Here is a 14,910-nt window from a genome sequence, read left to right on the forward strand (position 1 = left end):
TTGTATTCAGCCGGGAATGTGCGGCGCTTCGGGCGCGGTGCCGGATCCTCTCCGGGAGCCGAAGCGGGGGTGGTGGTGCTGACCATGCCGGGGTGTACTCCTGTCTCGCCCATCCAGGCTAACCCGACCAAGCGGGTGTCTCAGCCGAGACTGTCAGAGAGGGACCGGGTCCGGTGCCGTGCCGGTGGTCACCTTCATGCCCTGGTAACCGCGAGCAACCCGATATGTCAGACGACGCGCGCTTGGCCGCCTACAGCACCGTCTCCGCTGCCCTCGCCCTTCGGAGTGATCGCCGGCTGGGCGAGCTCGTGGACGCCGCCGTGCCGCTTGGCTCCGGCGTCGGCGGGAAGTCCGCGCTACTGGAGATTGACGGGAAGCCGGTCTTCGTGAAGCGGGTGCCGCTCACGGATATGGAGCGGCTGCCGGAGCATGCGCGATCTACGGCCAACCTGTTCGGGATTCCCACCTTCTGCCAGTACGGCGTCGGTGGGGGTGCTGGTTTCGGGACATGGCGGGAACTCGCCGTTCACACCATGACGACGAACTGGGTACTCGGAAGGCAGCACCAAGGGTTCCCGATGATGTACCACTGGCGCGTGCTGCCGGATAAGGCCGCGCTTCCCGAGGAACTCGCGGACGTGGAACGGGTCGTGGCCTATTGGGGAGGCAGGCCCGAGGTACGCCGTCGTATCGAGGCCCTTCGGCAGTCTTCCGCGAGCCTCGCGCTGTTCCTGGAGTACATCCCCCAGACGCTCCACGAGTGGCTCGCCGAGCAGGTAAAGGCTGGTGAAGAGTCCGCCGACCGGGCCTGCTCCCTGGCGGAGCGCGAGCTGGAGGCCGGCACGTCCTTCATGAACGCTCGCGGGCTTCTGCACTTCGACGCCCACTTCCAGAACATCCTGACCGACGGCCGACGCCTTTACTTCGCCGACTACGGCCTCGCCATCTCCTCCCACTTCGATCTGTCACCGGCCGAGACCAGTTTCTTCGAACTGCACAGGACCTACGATCGCTGCTATACGCGCAGCTGGCTGGTGAACTGGCTGATCACAGCTCTATACGGCTACGAGCGGAAAGAACGCGAGGCACTTATCCGCGCATGCGCGGAAGGCGAGGACCCGCCGGACGGACCGCAAGAGGCCAGGGCGATCCTCTCCCGCCATGCACCGCTCGCCGCAGTGATGACGGACTTCTACGGCAAGGTCCAGGACGAGAACAGGGAGACCCCGTACCCGTTGGAGGCGCTCCGCCGGGCCCTCCATGAGGACAGGTCACGACGCAGCTGAGCGGTCTCAGGGCCCCCCGGACGGACCCGACCGAGTGACCGGTCCGGCCATCGAGGAGAGCGAGATCGCGAAGGGAGGGACGATGACCACCGAGCTGGAGCATGTCGAGGTCGTCGACGCTGAGCTGGTCGACGCCGACGACACCCCCGCCGAGGGCGCGGTCGAGGTGTACGACCCGGCGACGGCCGCCGTCATCAAGGCGCTGGAGGCGGACGCCAAGGAGCACCTGAACCGGATCCGGCCGAAGAAGACCAAGGACGGGTACGCCCGTGACTGGGAGCTGTGGGGAGAGTTCCATGCCTGGCTCGCTGAGCGGACGGGCACCCACCTGCCGTTGAGCGTCGTCACGGTCGGCACGATGGTGGCGTTCGTGACGTGGCTGGACGAGGTGGAGAAGGCCGCGCCGAACACCATCGAGCGCCGGATCACCGGCGTCACCTCGGAGGCCCGCCGCCGCGGCTTCACCGTGCCCAAGGAGGCCACCGAGGCGGCCCGCAGGGCGTTGAAGCCGCTGAAGCTGGACAAGAACAGGCAGGCCCGCGGCCGCGGCAAGGCGGCCGCGGCCACACCGGATGACCTGCGGAAGATGGCCAACGCCCCGCGCGAGCGGGCCCCGCAGCCGACCGCCCGGCGCCGCCGCACGTACGTGGTGCCGGAGCTGGCCCGGCTGCGGGACCGGTCGCTGAACACCTTGCGGTTCGCCGTCGCGGGGCGCAACGAGGAGATGAGTGCGCTCGACGACCCGCACGTCCGGCTCGTCGACGAGGGCCTGGAGGTCCACGTCCCCAGCGTGAAGGGGCGCCCGCCCCGAGACGTCGTCGTCGCCTATGGCGAGGACCCCAACACCTGCCCGGTGCGCTGCTGGCGCGCGTGGCAGACGGCCAAGCTCGCCGCCGGCGCGATCCCCGAGGGCCCGGCGTTCCTGCCCGTCGACCAGTGGGGCTACCTCGGCAGCACGCGGATGTCGCCGGACGGCTGCGGCCGCGCGATGACCCGCCCCGCACGGTACGCGGGCCTGACCGGACGGCGGATCACCGGCCACTCCGGGCGCCGCGGACTAGTCACCACGGGCCGCAAGAAGGGCAAGCGCGCCGAGAAACTGCGGGCCCAGGGCGGCTGGTCCGCCAACAGTCCCGTCTTTTGGGAGTACGTCGACGAGGGCGAGAAGTGGGAAGACGCTGCCACCGACCAGATCGGGCTGTAACCAGGTGACCATCTCAACGGTGGCACGTCTTACGGGGGGCCAGAAAACTGGAGTACTCGCGGAAACATGCCGTTGAGGCAAGGGACTGCAGGTCAGCGGACTGTGACGCCGTATCGGCCTGTCGCAGTAAACCGCGCGCGACAGCGGTTCCGGCGACCTGCGGAAACGCGGCTCTTCCGAGAGTACGCAGCGGATGCTCGCCGCGGTAGTGATGGTGGTAGATGGGTTCGTAGCGGTACGCCATCAGGAACCACTTCCTTCAACGCTGCGACCCTCGGGCATGGCTTGACTGCTCACATGAACCGCTTCACGACGTTCCGGATTCGCTCGGCGTAGTCGCCCACCGGGCCAAAATGAGCTACGACGCTGAGCAGTTCGCGCAGGTTCAGCAGCTCCATACGTTCCCGCCAGCCGTCCGTCGGCGGTCGCAACTCGTGGTAGGCGCCGAAGAAGCGATCCGGTACCCCGCCTGTGCAGTAGGCCATGCTCAGCTCGGCCTCGGCCCACATCCAGCACACCGCCGGGTCGATGAACGCCGGATTCCCGTCGACGTCCGCGATGATGTTGTTCCGCCACAGGTCACCATGGGTCAGGACAGCAGGGCTTTCCGGGACCAGGTTCGGCAACCCGGCGCACAGCCTTTCTAGCGCGGCACGGTCGGACGCGTCCAGGGCCCGCTGCGCACCGGGCTCCGCCAGATAGCGCAAAATCCTGTTCTCGGCGAAGAACCGGTGACCGTCGAGCTCCCAGCCGTTGCTTTGAACGAGTCGTCCCAGCCAGCCGTCGCGCTCCCAGCCGAACCGCGGGGATGTGTTCTGGTGCAGGCGGGCCACCGCGCGGCCGGCAGACTCCCAGAAGCGGTCGTCGTCCGGGAGGTCGGCGTTCAACGCCTGAAGGATGAGCGCGGTGTCGCCGACACTAATCACCCCAGGCGTGCGCAGGCCGAACTCCCGCAACACGTTCAGGCCGTCGGCCTCGGTCTGGAACAGCCCGGGCGGCGCGTTCAGACCGCCCTTGACCACCACCTGAGTTCCGTCGGCCAGGTCGATCAGCCAGGTGCTGTTGGCTACGCCGCCATGAAGGCGGGCCACAGCCATGGGCGACATCGAGGCAGGCAGCAGATCCGGGCTCCAGTCGTCTTCCGGTTCATCAATGGTCATGCGCAGCCACCCCGTCGCCGATCTCCGGGGCTTGCTCCTTCAGCGCGGTCCAGAGCGAGCCCACCGTCGTGAAAGTGGCAGCGATCAGGATGTTGTCCGGGAAGGAGAAGCCGAAGGCCTCCTCCAAGTCGACCGACAGGTTCACCGCAGTCAGCGAATCGAGGCCGAGGTCGGGCAACGAGCTGTCCGCGGCCAACGCCACGTCCGGCCCGAGCTCCAAGTTGGTGCGGACGATCTCGCCGAACAGCGGGTGCCAGCGCTGCTGATTGTCCATGGGTTTCTCCGCCTTGCACACAATGAGGTATTCCCAGGTCGGCTCTCCCGGTGCGACTGGATGATCAGCGGGAAACCCGGTCTTCTCGCTACCGGCCAGCAGCCGGTTCCAGTACTCGGCATTCTGCGGGTGCCGCGCGGACGCGATCTTCAGCCGACTGAGGGAGCGCTCTGATTCCATTAAGCACCTCCCGTTCGCAGGAGTAGAGGTATTAGAGGTCGAAGTCGATCGCGGGCAGCTCCCGCGGTAAGCCCGGATCCACCGCTGGTCCTTCGAAGACCGCAACGGCCCCGAATTCAGCGAAGCCGGGCGCGGCACCTACCAACTCGAAGAGGCTCCCTGACCGTCGCCGCGATTCGCGCGCTCTGCGTCAAGCCGCCCGGGATCGCCGGCGTCATTATAAGGACCCTGGCAGCCGGTGCCAGCCTCCTGGCCCTTCCCAGCCTCCGCGACACCCCCTCAAGAAGCTAGGTGAAACAGTCGAAGTATGCCGCCGATCTACTCGTGGAATCGGGTCAGACGCTCGCTCAGGACCCGGTCGAGCGCCGCCCGTCCCGCCGGACCCCACGCCGGCTTGCCGCCGGGCAGGCCGCGGTCCCCGTTCTGGCCCATCAGCATCAGGAAGAGGCTCTTCAGCGCGGCCAGCCCGCGGGCGCGCCAGACCGTCGCCTCGTCAGCCTCCGCGTACGCGGCGAAGAAGCGTGCGGCCGCGCCCGCCGGCAGCAGCACCCAGGCGGCCGCCAGGTCCCACGCCGGGTCGCCGACGAACAGTTCGCCGAAGTCGACAACGCCCGCCAGCGTCCCGTCCGCGACGACGACGTTCGCGGGATGCAGGTCGCCGTGCACCCACACCGGCGGACCCTCCGATGCGGGGGCCGCGACGGCGTCGTCCCAGACGGCCCGGACGTCGGCGGCGTCGGAGCCGATCGCGTCAGCGTCGACGGAGTCGAAGAACTGGTCGAAGCCGTCCGTGCAGTCCTTGGGGTGCGCGCCGCGGCCCGTATCAACCGGTGCGTCGGCGGGCGCTGCCACATGCAGCGCCCGGAGGAACGCCGCCAGGGTGTCGGCCGCGTGCTCGCCGCGGGTGATCGACCCGTGGTCCAGCGGCAGGCCCGGCACCCACGTCATGACCGTCCAAATCTTGGGGAGACGCTCGGAGGGCGCACCACTCCGCACCGGGACGGGGATTGGCAGCGGCAGGCGTGGGGCGAGCAGCGGCAGGCGTGGGGCGAGCAGCGGCAGCCACCGGCGCTCCTTGAGCTGGTGTTCGGGGTCGGTGTCCATGCGCTGGATCCGCACGGCCAGCTCGTCCCCGAGGCGCCACATCTGGTTGCCCCAGCCGCCCTCCACCTCGCGGAGGGGCAGCTCGGCCAGGTCCGGATGCTGGTCCCGCAGCAGGTCGCGGATGAGACCCGCGGTGATCTCGATCTCGATCTCGATCTCGATCTCGGTCATGCGGAGCAACCATACTGGGTTCGACCACGACAACGCTGTCCGACCGTTCCGACGTGCGATCGATGCGCAAGCTCCAGAGCATCACACCATCGCTGCTGCCCCTGTGGCCGCCGCGGCCGAGGCGTGTCTGACAAAATGCACCAGTTCCCGGGTGTAACACCCGGCCACGGTCGGGGGGTTCATGGATGATCTTGGTGCACCACGAGGCGCACTGCTGTATCCGCCCACACAGCGGGCGTGGACTGGAGGAGGTGTCTGTGGGCCTCATGGCCACGGGCCGCAAGAAGGGCAAGCGCGCCGAGAAGCTGCGGGCCCAGGGCGGATGGTCCGCCAACAGTCCCGTCTTTTGGGAGTACGTCGACGAGGGCGAGAAGTGGGAAGACGCTGCCACCGACCAGATCGGGCTGTAACCAGGTGACCATCTCAACGGTGGCACGTCTTACGGGGCGGCCGGTCGACCGGTCTGCTGCTCTTGGAGCTGAGTAGGGCGTCGGCCAAGGTAAGCCCAAAAGCCGCCATGGGATGATCTTGAAGCCCTGAACCCACGGGCCTCCCCGGGGCTGAGTAGTTCAGGTACAGGACTTGGCGCTGAGATCAATCATGGTCGGGCGGCGACCGACCATCGCCCCCCGTTCGTCGTCGCGGCCGGCGGTCATCATGTGCTCGTCTGAGCGTTGCCGGTTGCTTCGGGGACGTAGCCGCAAAGCTGCGGTGCGCATTCGGCCTTGTGGTCTCGGCCCCAGATGGAGGTGTCTCGCTCGATGGAGCGGGCGCAGTGCACGAGTCGCAGTTGTTCCTTGCGGGGCAGAGTCGAGGGCAGCGCTGCGAAGGTCTCCGGGAGTACGGCGACCATGCCGCTGACCCACTCTCCGTTGTACATCTGCAGCAGCGTGGTGCACTGCCACCAGTCGATCGTGCCGCCCCGACCGTTTGGGGTGCCGGGCCAGTAGTAGTTCGCCGGATCCGGGAGCAGATAGTGGACGCCGTCGGGGGCCAGGTGGGCCCGGAGCCATGCTGCACTTCCACTTAGGCCGAGCCGGAGTCGTCGGGCCTCGTCGTGCAGAGCGCAGACCCCTTCGGTGTTGAAGGCCTTGAGAACGTTCGCTTCCGGAGGCAGTGGCTGGAGCTCGGCAGGGGCCTTGACCGGCCAGCGCCTGAGCAGAAGGCCGACCCGTTGCTGCGGCGTCATCGGCGACGGGTCCTTGCGGGATGCCGGCAGTGGTGGGGGCGGCATCCAGGTTCGCCCTGCCTGTTCGATGTGACGCAGCATCCATGCCCGCGCCTCTGGGCTGGCGGTGTTCCAGACCCAGCTCATCGGTCGTTCGGCCATCGCCTGTTCGAAGCTCCCGGAAGACTTACCCTGACGGGACGGCCTCCTGGGCCGTGGCCGTGCGATGCCCGGAAGATTGTGGCTCAAGTTGGCCAGGAACCTGATGCGGTCCAGAGCCTCGTCAGGGGAGTTTTCCTGCGCCACGCGCTGTGTGCCTCCGGCCAGATGGCGGATCTCGGTGAACGCCCTGGCCACCAGAAGCGCGGCTATGTCCCGGTCGAGCTCGGCTTCCTGGCTCCTCATGCTGATTCACCCTTGCTGTCGTCCTCAGGGCTGGTTGTGCGGGCCTGGGTACACGACAGGGCAATGCGGCGGCGCACGATATCGACCTCAATGATCTTCACGGCGAGGGCATCACCGACCTCGATCTCGTTCTCGGACGATTCATCCAGCTCGCTGGTGTGCACCAGCCCCTGGAAGCCGTCCTCTCGGTCTTCGATGCGGACGAAGACGCCGAAGGGGACGATCTTGGTGACCGGTCCGGTGACCACCTGCCCGATTCGCTGTGCGACCTGCGGCCAGGGGTCTTCCTGCACTGCTCGGAGCGACAGCGGCACTCGTTCCCAGACCATGTCGACGTCGAGGACCTCGGCTTTGATTTCCTGGCCGACGCTGACGACATCGGACGGATGGTTGAACGGACGCCAGGACAGCTCCGGAATGTTGATCATCGCGGTGAAGCCGCCGATGTCCACGAAGGTGACGCCGAAGCTGGCGATGGACGTCACCATGCCGGTGACGACTTGGCCGCGCCGCAGGGTCTTCAGGAACGCCCAGTCCCGGTCGCTGGACGTCGGCTCGGTCTGCCAGCGTGCGCGGAGAACACCGTCGCTGTCGGGCAGTACAGCGGTGAACAGAGGGTGATGCTCATCGGTGGTCAGGGATACGACGCCAGCAGAAGACGCGCTGGTGAGCTGGGAGGTAGCTGCGTCGAACTGGGTCTCGTCCGCGACCGTGCTGGTGATCTGCCCGTCCTCGTCCTCCCAGATGATCTCCACCAGGCCCTCGTCGGGCAGAGAGGCCACGGCCGTGGCGACGTCAGTGAGCAGGTCCGGCCACACCGCCAGCTGGGCGCGAGGGGTCAGCTGGGATTGCACCGCCTCGATGTTGTCGCGGGTGAGGCGGTGCCACCGGGAGGCGTTCCCGGCGTAGGTCTCCTCCAGGAATGTGGCGCGGTGGGCGCTGACGGTCCAGTGCAGGCGGGCCCAGAAGTCGGCGTCGGCCGGGCGCTGCACGTGCCGTGGGTCGTCGGGGGCGAAGTCGTACGGCGATGCGTCCAGGCGTTCCGGGAACAGGCCGAGCGCGCGGGTGCGGGTCAGCGCCGCTTCGCAGGGGCGGCTGCTGCCGATGTAGAGGTACTGGTCCCAGCCGACGTGCACCGCGAACGCTCCCTCCGCCTCCAGGCGGCACCAGGCGCCGTTGTCGCGGAGCATGGCCCGGACGAGTTCCAGGCCGACGGTGATCGGCACCAGCGCACCGTCGTGGAACCCGGCGAGGCCGGCCGGGAACAGGTCAGCCAGACCGTAGCCGTCGAGCGGTGGCTCCAAGCCGAAGTGGGCGAAGCCTCCGATCTGCGGCTCACAGATGGCCAGTCGGTCGACACCGGTGTCCTCGGCGAAGGCGGCAACGGCCTGCAGGTAGGCGGCTTCGACCGGTCCGTGGCCGCTGATCGCGGGCTCAGCGCCGGCGTAGTGGCCGTGCTCATCGCGGTCGGCGGGGTCGTACTTGGTGACCTGGTAGACGTAGGGCAGCACGTCACTGCCCGCCGGAGGTCGAAGGCGCGGGCGCGTTCTGCTGGCGTTCAAGGACGCGGTAGACAGTGGCGCGGCTGACGGAGAAGAGCTCGGCGAGGTCGGCGATGGTGTGCTCGCCGGACCGGTGCTGCTGGACCAGGTGGGTCTGCTGACGGGCGGTGAGCTTGGGCTGCTTCCCCTTGAGCTTGCCCTTGGCTCGCGCTACCGCCATGCCCTCGCGGGTGCGCATGCGCAGGAGGTCGACCTCGAACTCGGCGAAGGTGGCCAGGATGTTGAAGAACATCTTGCCCATCGGGTCGGCGGGGTCGTAGAGGGTGCCGCCGAGCGAGAGCTTGACGCCGCGGGCGGTGAGCGAGTCGCCGATATCGCGGGCGTCGGGGACCGAGCGTGCGAGGCGGTCGAGCTTCGGGACGACGAGGGTGTCGCCGGCGCGCACCGCCGCGAGGGCCTGGGCCAGGCCGGGCCGGTCGCGGTTGGTTCCGGTCAGCCCGTGGTCCAGGTAGATCCGCTCCTCCGGGACGTCCAGGCCGAGCAGGATCTCGCGCTGGGCGGTGAGGTCCTGCTTGTCCAGACTGCATCTCGCGTAGCCGACGCGTTCACTCATGCCCGAAGCGTACGGTAAGCCCCCGCTCAGCGAACAGGTCACCGGACACCCTAAATGAGACGCCGTCAGCGCAGGTCGATCTCTCCCGCCGGGCAAGATCGCGATTGTTCGTTGGGGGTTCCCCTTACGGACGGGCCGGACACACCGTTCCGGCGTGGTGGCTCCGATATTCGGTACGCCCTCGGGCAATGAGATGCAACGCCCGGGATGCCCGAGGGAGGACCTGGACGACTCCGAACGGGTCCGCGGACACACCGTGTACGTCAGCGGCGGTTGCGCCGGGCGCGCAGGAGGCGGACGAGGTAGACGGGGAGGCCGACGATCGCGGCGCAGATGACGATCCATTCGATGTAGTACGGCGGGCCGGGGTGGCTGCCGCTCGTGTACGCGGCCAGCATGATCGACGTATTGATCGTCTGGTAGGGCATCGGTTGTCTCCTTCGGTTCTGCGTTGTCAGCGGATGTGGATGTTGGCGTCGGGGCGGTGGGCTTGCGGCGGTTGGCGGTTGGCGGTTGTTTCGATGGCGTGCATGAGGGCGATGTAGCCGTCCTCGACGGTGGCCTCGACGAGTTGTGCGTCCGAGGCGGGACGTGTGGCGTCGATTACCCGGTAGGTGTTTCCGGCGGGGGTTGGGGTGATAGTGACGGTGGGCAGGTCGGGCGGTTGTGTGCCGACCGGTTGGGTGACCAGCCACACCATGCCGTCCGCGTGGGCGGCCAGATCGCCGATGGCGCCCTGGTAGGCGACGCTGCCGTGCTCGATCACGACGACGTTCGGGCAGGTCTGCACGATGTCGTCGACGATGTGTGTGGACAGCAGCACCGTCCGCTCGCCGGCCAGGGTGGCCAGCAGGCTGCGGAACCGCAGCCGCTCCTCGGGGTCGAGCCCGGCGGTCGGCTCATCGACGATCAGCAGCCGGGGGTCGTTCAAGACGGCTTGGGCCATCCCGGCGCGCCGCTTCATGCCGCCCGAGTAGGTCTTCAGTTTCCGGTTCGCCACATCGCTGAGCGCGACGAGTTCGAGGACCTCCTCGACGCGGGACCGGCGGGCGGTCCGGTCGGTGATGCCCTTCAGCAGGGCCATGTAGTCCATGAACTGGCGGGCTGTCAGGTCCGGGTACAGCCCCAGTTCCTGGGGAAGGTAGCCAGCGGTGGCCTTCATCCGTTGGCGCCGCTCGCGCGAGGTCAGATCGCTGCCGTCCACGGTGACGATGCCCTTGGCGGGGTGCAGCACCCCGGCCAGCACCCGCATCAGGGTGGTCTTGCCGGCTCCGTTGGGGCCGAGCAAGCCGACCATTCCGCCGGGCAGGGAGAGGTTGACGCGGTCGAGGGGGCGGACCTGTCCGCCCCGGTAGGTGACGGTCAGGTCGGTAATGGTCACGCCGGGCGCGGTCATGACTGGCTTCTCCTGTTGAGTACGAGATGGGTGACGACGAGGACGACGAGTGCGCTGATGAGCAGGAACGCGATGCTGACCGTGGCGTTCGCGGTGTCCGCGTGCACACCCCGGTCAGCCGCGTCGAACATGTGGCCGTGGAACCAGGCGCCCACCGGGTATTCACCGATGGCCTCGAAAGGCGTCCCGGCGGGGGTGGGGATGCCGTAGCGCGGGCCGACCATGTTGCCCCAGAACCAGTAGCCGACCAGGCCCAGCCGGTACAGCGGCGCCCCGATCAGGAACGGGATGGTGAGCGAGCAGGCAGAGATGAAGATCAGGCCCGGCAGGATCACCGCCGCGAAGACCTCGATCCCGACCGGGAGCACCGAGGCTCCGTGCTGTGCGGCCAGGTACGCCAGCAGGGCGGCCCAACACAGGGCGACCGGTGTGATCGTCGCCGCGGTGGCGCCGATGGCCTTGCCCCACCAGCGCGGGCCGATGCCGGCGGGGGTCGATCCCAGCAGGTCGCACAGGCCCAGGCAGGCCTCTCTGCGGGCCCGGTCCGCCAGCACGGCGCCGACGCCGATCGGACACAGCATGGTGAAGTTCATCGCCCACTCCGCCACGAGAGTCGAGTGGACCGTGACGGAGCCCAGTTCGGGTGGCCAGGGCGCAGACGACCGCAACGCGATCAGCCCGACCACGACCAGCCACACCGCCGGGCGGCGCACCTGCATCAGGTACTCGTAGCGAGCGGCCCCGGCCGTCTTCGCCCACCAGCCCCGATCTCCCACGACGGGTACAGGACGGTTGAGGACGGTGGTCATGCGACATCCCTCCCCAGGAATCGTTCGGGGCGTCCCAGCAGGAGGCTGGCCGCGGCGAGAGCGGCGACGCCGACCGCGGGCAGGGCGATCCGGTTGACCGCCAAGTCATGGCCCTGGACCCGGTCGGCCACGCTCATGAACAGGTACTGCGCTCGCAGCACCGTGTAGCTACGCATGTCGTGGGCGAAGACGAGCTGGGCCAGCCACACCCCGCCGATCAGGCCGCTGGCAGCGGCCGTGCTGCGGGTGGCCACGGCGCTCAGCATCGCGAGCGCGGACAGCCAGATCATCGGCGGGGCCCACACCAGTACGTAGCCCCCGCTGCCCTGCCCCAGCGGCCAGGCCCCCAGGGCGTGGAAAACGATCGCGTCCAGCAGGCTGGCCAGCGCGCCCGCGGCCGCCACCAGCGCGGCCCGCAAGAACAGCACACGCCGATAGGGGGTGGTGGTCATGACCAGTTCGGCGCCGGGATCGGGGCCCACGATGGACGAGGTCGCGACCGCCACGCCGAGCGGGGCGAAGCCTGCCAGGACCGCGCCCGCCGCCCGGTCCAAGTCAGCGGCGGAGGCCCCAGTGGCGTAGAGAACGGCCACCAGCACCGCCCCGCCGAGGGGCGCCGCGAGCGCGGTCACCAGGGCGGCGGCTCCGGTGATCCGTACTTCGAGACCGAGGCGAGTCCAGGTCGATCTGCTAATGCTGTTCATGTCCGTCCGCCCGGACGGGAAAGCCCCGCGTGGCTGCGGCGCGTGTGAAGGTATCGAGGCATGGGCACCATGCCTCTGGCCTTTGATCAGCGCCCGCACCGGCCGAAGGTACGGTTCGGCCGGAGCGCCCCGGTACTTTCGGCCGGTACGGCGGCCTCAGCGGATTCCGTAGCCTTGAGCGCTGTGAGCGCAACGGATCGGCTGGCCGCGCAGGCCAGGACACGGGCGAATGCCGGGCTCGGCGTGATGTTCGCCGCCGTGCTGGCCGTCACGGCGTACCGGATCGCCGCCGCAGGTGAGGGCTGGCTATTCGACTGCGGCGTCGGGATGCTGATGTGCGCGGCGGCCCTGCTGCGCGAACGCGACAGGACGGCGGCAACGGCCGTCGGCCTGGCCGTCGCGGCCGCCGCCGCGCTGACCTCCAAACTCGGGCACCTGACCGGCGAACCTGGCGTCGCCACATCCCTGGCCCTCATGGTTCTCGGCGGCTCCGCCGTCCGGACTCTGCCGCCGCGACGGGCCGCCGTCATCGCCGGCGCCGGGCTGGCGGTCATGGCCCTCGGCTGGCTCACCACCACCCCCCGGCCCGCCGCCCATCCCGCCCCGGTCCAGTTCGGCGTCCTGGGCTGGATCGCCGCCATCGGGGTCGGGCTGGCCCTGCGCTTCCTGGACTTCCGTCGCCAGGCCGCCGCCGAAATGGTACGGCGGGACGAGCGCCTGGCCCTGGCCAGGGAGCTGCACGATGTCGTCGCCCACCACATCTCCGGCATCGTGGTGCAAACCCAGGCTGCCCGGATCGTCCGCCGCAAGCAGCCCGCGTCCGAAGCGCTGGACGACGCCCTAGCCGACATCGAGCGTTCGGGTACTGACGCACTGGACGCCATGAGCCGTGTGGTCGCCCTGCTCCGCGACGCCGACGACGGCGCCGCCACCACCTCAGGCCCCGAACAGCTCACCGAACTCGTCCGGCGCTTCGAAGTGCACGGCCCGGCCGTGCACCTCCAGATGCCCACCGGCCATGGGCCATGGCCGCCCGAAGTGACCACCACCGTCTACCGAGTCGTCCAGGAGTCCTTGACCAACATCGCCCGCCACGCCCGCCACGCCCGCTCGGCCGCCGTCACCATCACCCAGGACCAGGAGGACATCACGGTCGAGATCACCGACGACGCACCGCACTCCCCGGTCCGCCACTCCCCCCGCGGCGGCTACGGCCTGGTCGGGATGCGCGAACGCGTCGAGGCCCTCGGCGGCACGCTGGGCGCAGGCCCACGGCCCAGCGCTGGCTGGTCGGTACACGCCAGCCTGCCCGTCCCCGCCGGAGATCGCCGATGAGCATCAGCGTCCTGATCGCCGACGACCAGGCGATGATCCGCCGCGGCCTGCGACTCATCCTGGAAGACCAGCCCGACATCACCGTGGCCGGCGAGGCCTGCGACGGCGCCGAAGCAGTCGCCCTGGCACGTCAACTGAAGCCCGACGTCTGCCTCGTGGACATCCGCATGCCCCGACTCGACGGCATCGAGGTCACCCGCGCACTGGCCGACCCCGGCGTCGTCAATCCGCTCCGCGTGGTCATCGTCACCACCTTCGAACTCGACGAGTACGTCTACGGCGCACTGCAGGCCGGCGCCGTCGGCTTCGTCCTCAAACACGCCGGCCCCACCCTGCTTGTCGAGGCCGTGCGGGCCGCGAGCGCCGGCGACGCGCTGATCTCCCCGTCGATCACCCTGCGCCTACTGCGGAACCTCGCGCCCGTCAGAGTCGCGACGGCCCCCCAGCCCTCCCAGCCACTCACCGAACGCGAGACCGAGGTCGTCCGGGCCGTCGCCCGAGGGCGCACCAACCAGGAGATCGCCGCCGAGCTGTTCATCTCGCTCAGCACCGTCAAAGGCCATCTAACCGGCATCCAGAACAAACTCGGCGTACGCAACCGGGTCGAGATCACCGCCTGGGCGTGGGAATCCAGACTCATGTTCTAGCTCGACTTCCGCAGTAAATCGCCGAGTTCCCGCACAACCATCGAGTAGTTCAGGCGCGACTGGCCCGTGTCCTTGTCCCACAGCCGCCCGATGCCCAGGTAGCAGACGTGGCGACGCGTCCCAAGTCGGCCTCAACGGCACGCACGACTCGCTGGTCTCCGTCGATGTGGAGACCACGGAACTGAAGAACGCCTACGCGGTGCAGATCGCCGTCGTACGCCGCGACGGGTGGTCAGCACCAGCTTCCGTTTGTGCCGAAGCCGAGGTGGGAGAACGCCTTCCAGGCGGCTTTGGTCTTGGTTCCGGCGACGCCGTCGACGCCGCCGGTGTCGTAGCCGAGGGCATTGAGGAAGCGCTGGAGGGCGCGGATGGTGTTGGGGCCGACGATGCCGTCGACGGTTCCGGCGTTGAAACCGCGGGCGTTGAGGAAACGCTGCCAGGCCATCCAGCTGCTGGAGCCGAGCTGGCCGTCGATCGCGCCGGGGCTGAATCCGGCGTCGCGGACGTAGCACTGTACGCTCATGGCTTCGCTGGTGGAGAGGCCGAGGTTGTTGACGGCCTGGATGGTGAAGGTGTGGGTGCGGACCTGCTGGGCGGGTGCGGCGCTGGCCGCAGGCGCCAGGGCGGCACCCGAGGCGAGGATCCCGGCTGCAGATGCGGCGACGACGGCGGCCTTCCAGCGTGCGTGTCTCATGTTCTCCCCTGCAGGTACCGCCCGCCGGGTGCGGGCGGCTGGGTCATGGATATGCACCATGCACGGCGCATCTCTTCTTGCCCCGATCATTCCCGGGTGCTGCTGGCATGTGGATAGCAGTGCGTGCCAAACGCTTACGACGTGGTGCTCGATTGAGGTCGGGCTGTGCTGGCCTGGCGGGTTGGCTGGTGGTTGATTACCGCATGGCCGCGCGGTCGGAGACCAGGCCGGCGATGGCTTGGTAGGTCTGGTCGAAGT

General features: G+C 68.7%; 16 protein-coding genes. 5 read left to right on the forward strand and 11 right to left on the reverse strand.

Annotated features, from left to right (window positions below):
- The first annotated feature begins 224 nt into the window (after positions 1-224).
- The gene (locus FCI23_RS49805) at positions 225-1,286 is read left to right on the forward strand and encodes a protein kinase family protein (protein ID WP_136730592.1); all 1,062 of its coding nucleotides are present in this window, start codon (positions 225-227) and stop codon (positions 1,284-1,286) included.
- Between the two features lie 82 nt (positions 1,287-1,368).
- On the forward strand, positions 1,369-2,490 hold the full coding sequence (locus FCI23_RS49810; protein ID WP_136730593.1) for a site-specific integrase: 1,122 nt from the start codon (positions 1,369-1,371) through the stop codon (positions 2,488-2,490).
- A gap of 293 nt (positions 2,491-2,783) precedes the next feature.
- Here the strand turns inward: FCI23_RS49810 and FCI23_RS49815 are convergent, their stop codons facing one another.
- The 3 genes from FCI23_RS49815 to FCI23_RS49825 form a co-directional block, all read right to left on the reverse strand.
- Entirely contained in the window at positions 2,784-3,650 is an 867-nt protein-coding gene (locus FCI23_RS49815; RefSeq protein ID WP_136730594.1) for a fructosamine kinase family protein, read from the reverse strand.
- Positions 3,640-4,104, reverse strand: coding sequence for an acyl carrier protein (locus FCI23_RS49820; RefSeq protein WP_136730595.1), 465 nt, complete (start codon positions 4,102-4,104; stop codon positions 3,640-3,642). The genes FCI23_RS49815 and FCI23_RS49820 overlap by 11 nt, the downstream gene beginning before the upstream one ends.
- Before the next feature lie 318 nt (positions 4,105-4,422).
- On the reverse strand, positions 4,423-5,379 hold the full coding sequence (locus tag FCI23_RS49825; RefSeq protein ID WP_136730596.1) for a phosphotransferase: 957 nt from the start codon (positions 5,377-5,379) through the stop codon (positions 4,423-4,425).
- A gap of 257 nt (positions 5,380-5,636) precedes the next feature.
- On the opposite strand from FCI23_RS49825, the gene FCI23_RS57635 reads away from it, so the two are divergent.
- A complete protein-coding gene (locus FCI23_RS57635) occupies positions 5,637-5,789 on the forward strand; it encodes a hypothetical protein (protein ID WP_169317362.1) in 153 nt (50 codons plus the stop codon).
- 245 nt (positions 5,790-6,034) lie between these two features.
- Here the strand turns inward: FCI23_RS57635 and FCI23_RS49830 are convergent, their stop codons facing one another.
- The 7 genes from FCI23_RS49830 to FCI23_RS49855 all read right to left on the reverse strand — a co-directional run bounded on the left by FCI23_RS49830 (position 6,035) and on the right by FCI23_RS49855 (position 11,976).
- Entirely contained in the window at positions 6,035-6,952 is a 918-nt protein-coding gene (locus FCI23_RS49830) for a hypothetical protein (RefSeq protein ID WP_136730597.1), read from the reverse strand.
- Positions 6,949-8,463: a S1 RNA-binding domain-containing protein gene (locus FCI23_RS49835; RefSeq protein WP_136730598.1), complete on the reverse strand. Its 1,515-nt coding sequence runs from the start codon at positions 8,461-8,463 to the stop codon at positions 6,949-6,951. Before FCI23_RS49835 ends, FCI23_RS49830 begins: the two co-directional genes overlap by 4 nt.
- Position 8,464: 1 nt before the next feature.
- Complete coding sequence (locus FCI23_RS49840) at positions 8,465-9,067, reverse strand: recombinase family protein (protein WP_136730599.1); 603 nt, start codon at positions 9,065-9,067, stop codon at positions 8,465-8,467.
- Between the two features lie 263 nt (positions 9,068-9,330).
- Entirely contained in the window at positions 9,331-9,495 is a 165-nt protein-coding gene (locus tag FCI23_RS57640) for a hypothetical protein (protein ID WP_169317363.1), read from the reverse strand.
- 26 nt (positions 9,496-9,521) lie between these two features.
- Positions 9,522-10,463, reverse strand: coding sequence for an ABC transporter ATP-binding protein (locus tag FCI23_RS49845; RefSeq protein WP_136730600.1), 942 nt, complete (start codon positions 10,461-10,463; stop codon positions 9,522-9,524).
- Complete coding sequence (locus FCI23_RS49850; protein ID WP_136730601.1) at positions 10,460-11,272, reverse strand: hypothetical protein; 813 nt, start codon at positions 11,270-11,272, stop codon at positions 10,460-10,462. The genes FCI23_RS49845 and FCI23_RS49850 overlap by 4 nt, the downstream gene beginning before the upstream one ends.
- Positions 11,269-11,976 carry a hypothetical protein gene (locus FCI23_RS49855; RefSeq protein WP_136730602.1) on the reverse strand — a complete coding sequence of 236 codons (708 nt, stop codon included), beginning with the start codon at positions 11,974-11,976 and terminating at the stop codon, positions 11,269-11,271. Before FCI23_RS49855 ends, FCI23_RS49850 begins: the two co-directional genes overlap by 4 nt.
- Positions 11,977-12,159: 183 nt before the next feature.
- Here FCI23_RS49855 and FCI23_RS49860 point away from each other — a divergent pair, with 183 nt between their 5' ends.
- Together FCI23_RS49860 and FCI23_RS49865 are read left to right on the forward strand one after the other, a co-directional pair.
- On the forward strand, positions 12,160-13,311 hold the full coding sequence (locus FCI23_RS49860; RefSeq protein ID WP_211265825.1) for a sensor histidine kinase: 1,152 nt from the start codon (positions 12,160-12,162) through the stop codon (positions 13,309-13,311).
- Positions 13,308-13,958, forward strand: a complete 651-nt coding sequence (locus tag FCI23_RS49865) for a response regulator (protein ID WP_136730603.1) — start codon at positions 13,308-13,310, stop codon at positions 13,956-13,958. The genes FCI23_RS49860 and FCI23_RS49865 overlap by 4 nt, the downstream gene beginning before the upstream one ends.
- 232 nt (positions 13,959-14,190) lie before the next feature.
- On the opposite strand, the gene FCI23_RS49870 is transcribed toward FCI23_RS49865, so the two are convergent.
- The gene (locus FCI23_RS49870; protein ID WP_136730604.1) at positions 14,191-14,652 is read right to left on the reverse strand and encodes a peptidoglycan-binding domain-containing protein; all 462 of its coding nucleotides are present in this window, start codon (positions 14,650-14,652) and stop codon (positions 14,191-14,193) included.
- Positions 14,653-14,910 lie beyond the last annotated feature (258 nt).

Source organism: Actinacidiphila oryziradicis, from assembly GCF_005047355.1.
GTDB classification, from domain to species: Bacteria; Actinomycetota; Actinomycetes; order Streptomycetales; family Streptomycetaceae; genus Actinacidiphila; species Actinacidiphila oryziradicis.

What these genes read in the sequence shown, in the direction of transcription:
- FCI23_RS49805 (WP_136730592.1), top strand. Translation starts at nt 225, where the DNA reads ATGTCAGACGACGCGCGCTTGGCCGCCTACAGCACCGTCTCCGCTGCC.
- FCI23_RS49810 (WP_136730593.1), top strand. Translation starts at nt 1,369, where the DNA reads ATGACCACCGAGCTGGAGCATGTCGAGGTCGTCGACGCTGAGCTGGTC.
- FCI23_RS49815 (WP_136730594.1), bottom strand. Translation starts at nt 3,650, where the DNA reads ATGACCATTGATGAACCGGAAGACGACTGGAGCCCGGATCTGCTGCCT.
- FCI23_RS49820 (WP_136730595.1), bottom strand. Translation starts at nt 4,104, where the DNA reads ATGGAATCAGAGCGCTCCCTCAGTCGGCTGAAGATCGCGTCCGCGCGG.
- FCI23_RS49825 (WP_136730596.1), bottom strand. Translation starts at nt 5,379, where the DNA reads ATGACCGAGATCGAGATCGAGATCGAGATCGAGATCACCGCGGGTCTC.
- FCI23_RS49830 (WP_136730597.1), bottom strand. Translation starts at nt 6,952, where the DNA reads ATGAGGAGCCAGGAAGCCGAGCTCGACCGGGACATAGCCGCGCTTCTG.
- FCI23_RS49840 (WP_136730599.1), bottom strand. Translation starts at nt 9,067, where the DNA reads ATGAGTGAACGCGTCGGCTACGCGAGATGCAGTCTGGACAAGCAGGAC.
- FCI23_RS57640 (WP_169317363.1), bottom strand. Translation starts at nt 9,495, where the DNA reads ATGCCCTACCAGACGATCAATACGTCGATCATGCTGGCCGCGTACACG.
- FCI23_RS49845 (WP_136730600.1), bottom strand. Translation starts at nt 10,463, where the DNA reads ATGACCGCGCCCGGCGTGACCATTACCGACCTGACCGTCACCTACCGG.
- FCI23_RS49850 (WP_136730601.1), bottom strand. Translation starts at nt 11,272, where the DNA reads ATGACCACCGTCCTCAACCGTCCTGTACCCGTCGTGGGAGATCGGGGC.
- FCI23_RS49855 (WP_136730602.1), bottom strand. Translation starts at nt 11,976, where the DNA reads ATGAACAGCATTAGCAGATCGACCTGGACTCGCCTCGGTCTCGAAGTA.
- FCI23_RS49865 (WP_136730603.1), top strand. Translation starts at nt 13,308, where the DNA reads ATGAGCATCAGCGTCCTGATCGCCGACGACCAGGCGATGATCCGCCGC.
- FCI23_RS49870 (WP_136730604.1), bottom strand. Translation starts at nt 14,652, where the DNA reads ATGAGACACGCACGCTGGAAGGCCGCCGTCGTCGCCGCATCTGCAGCC.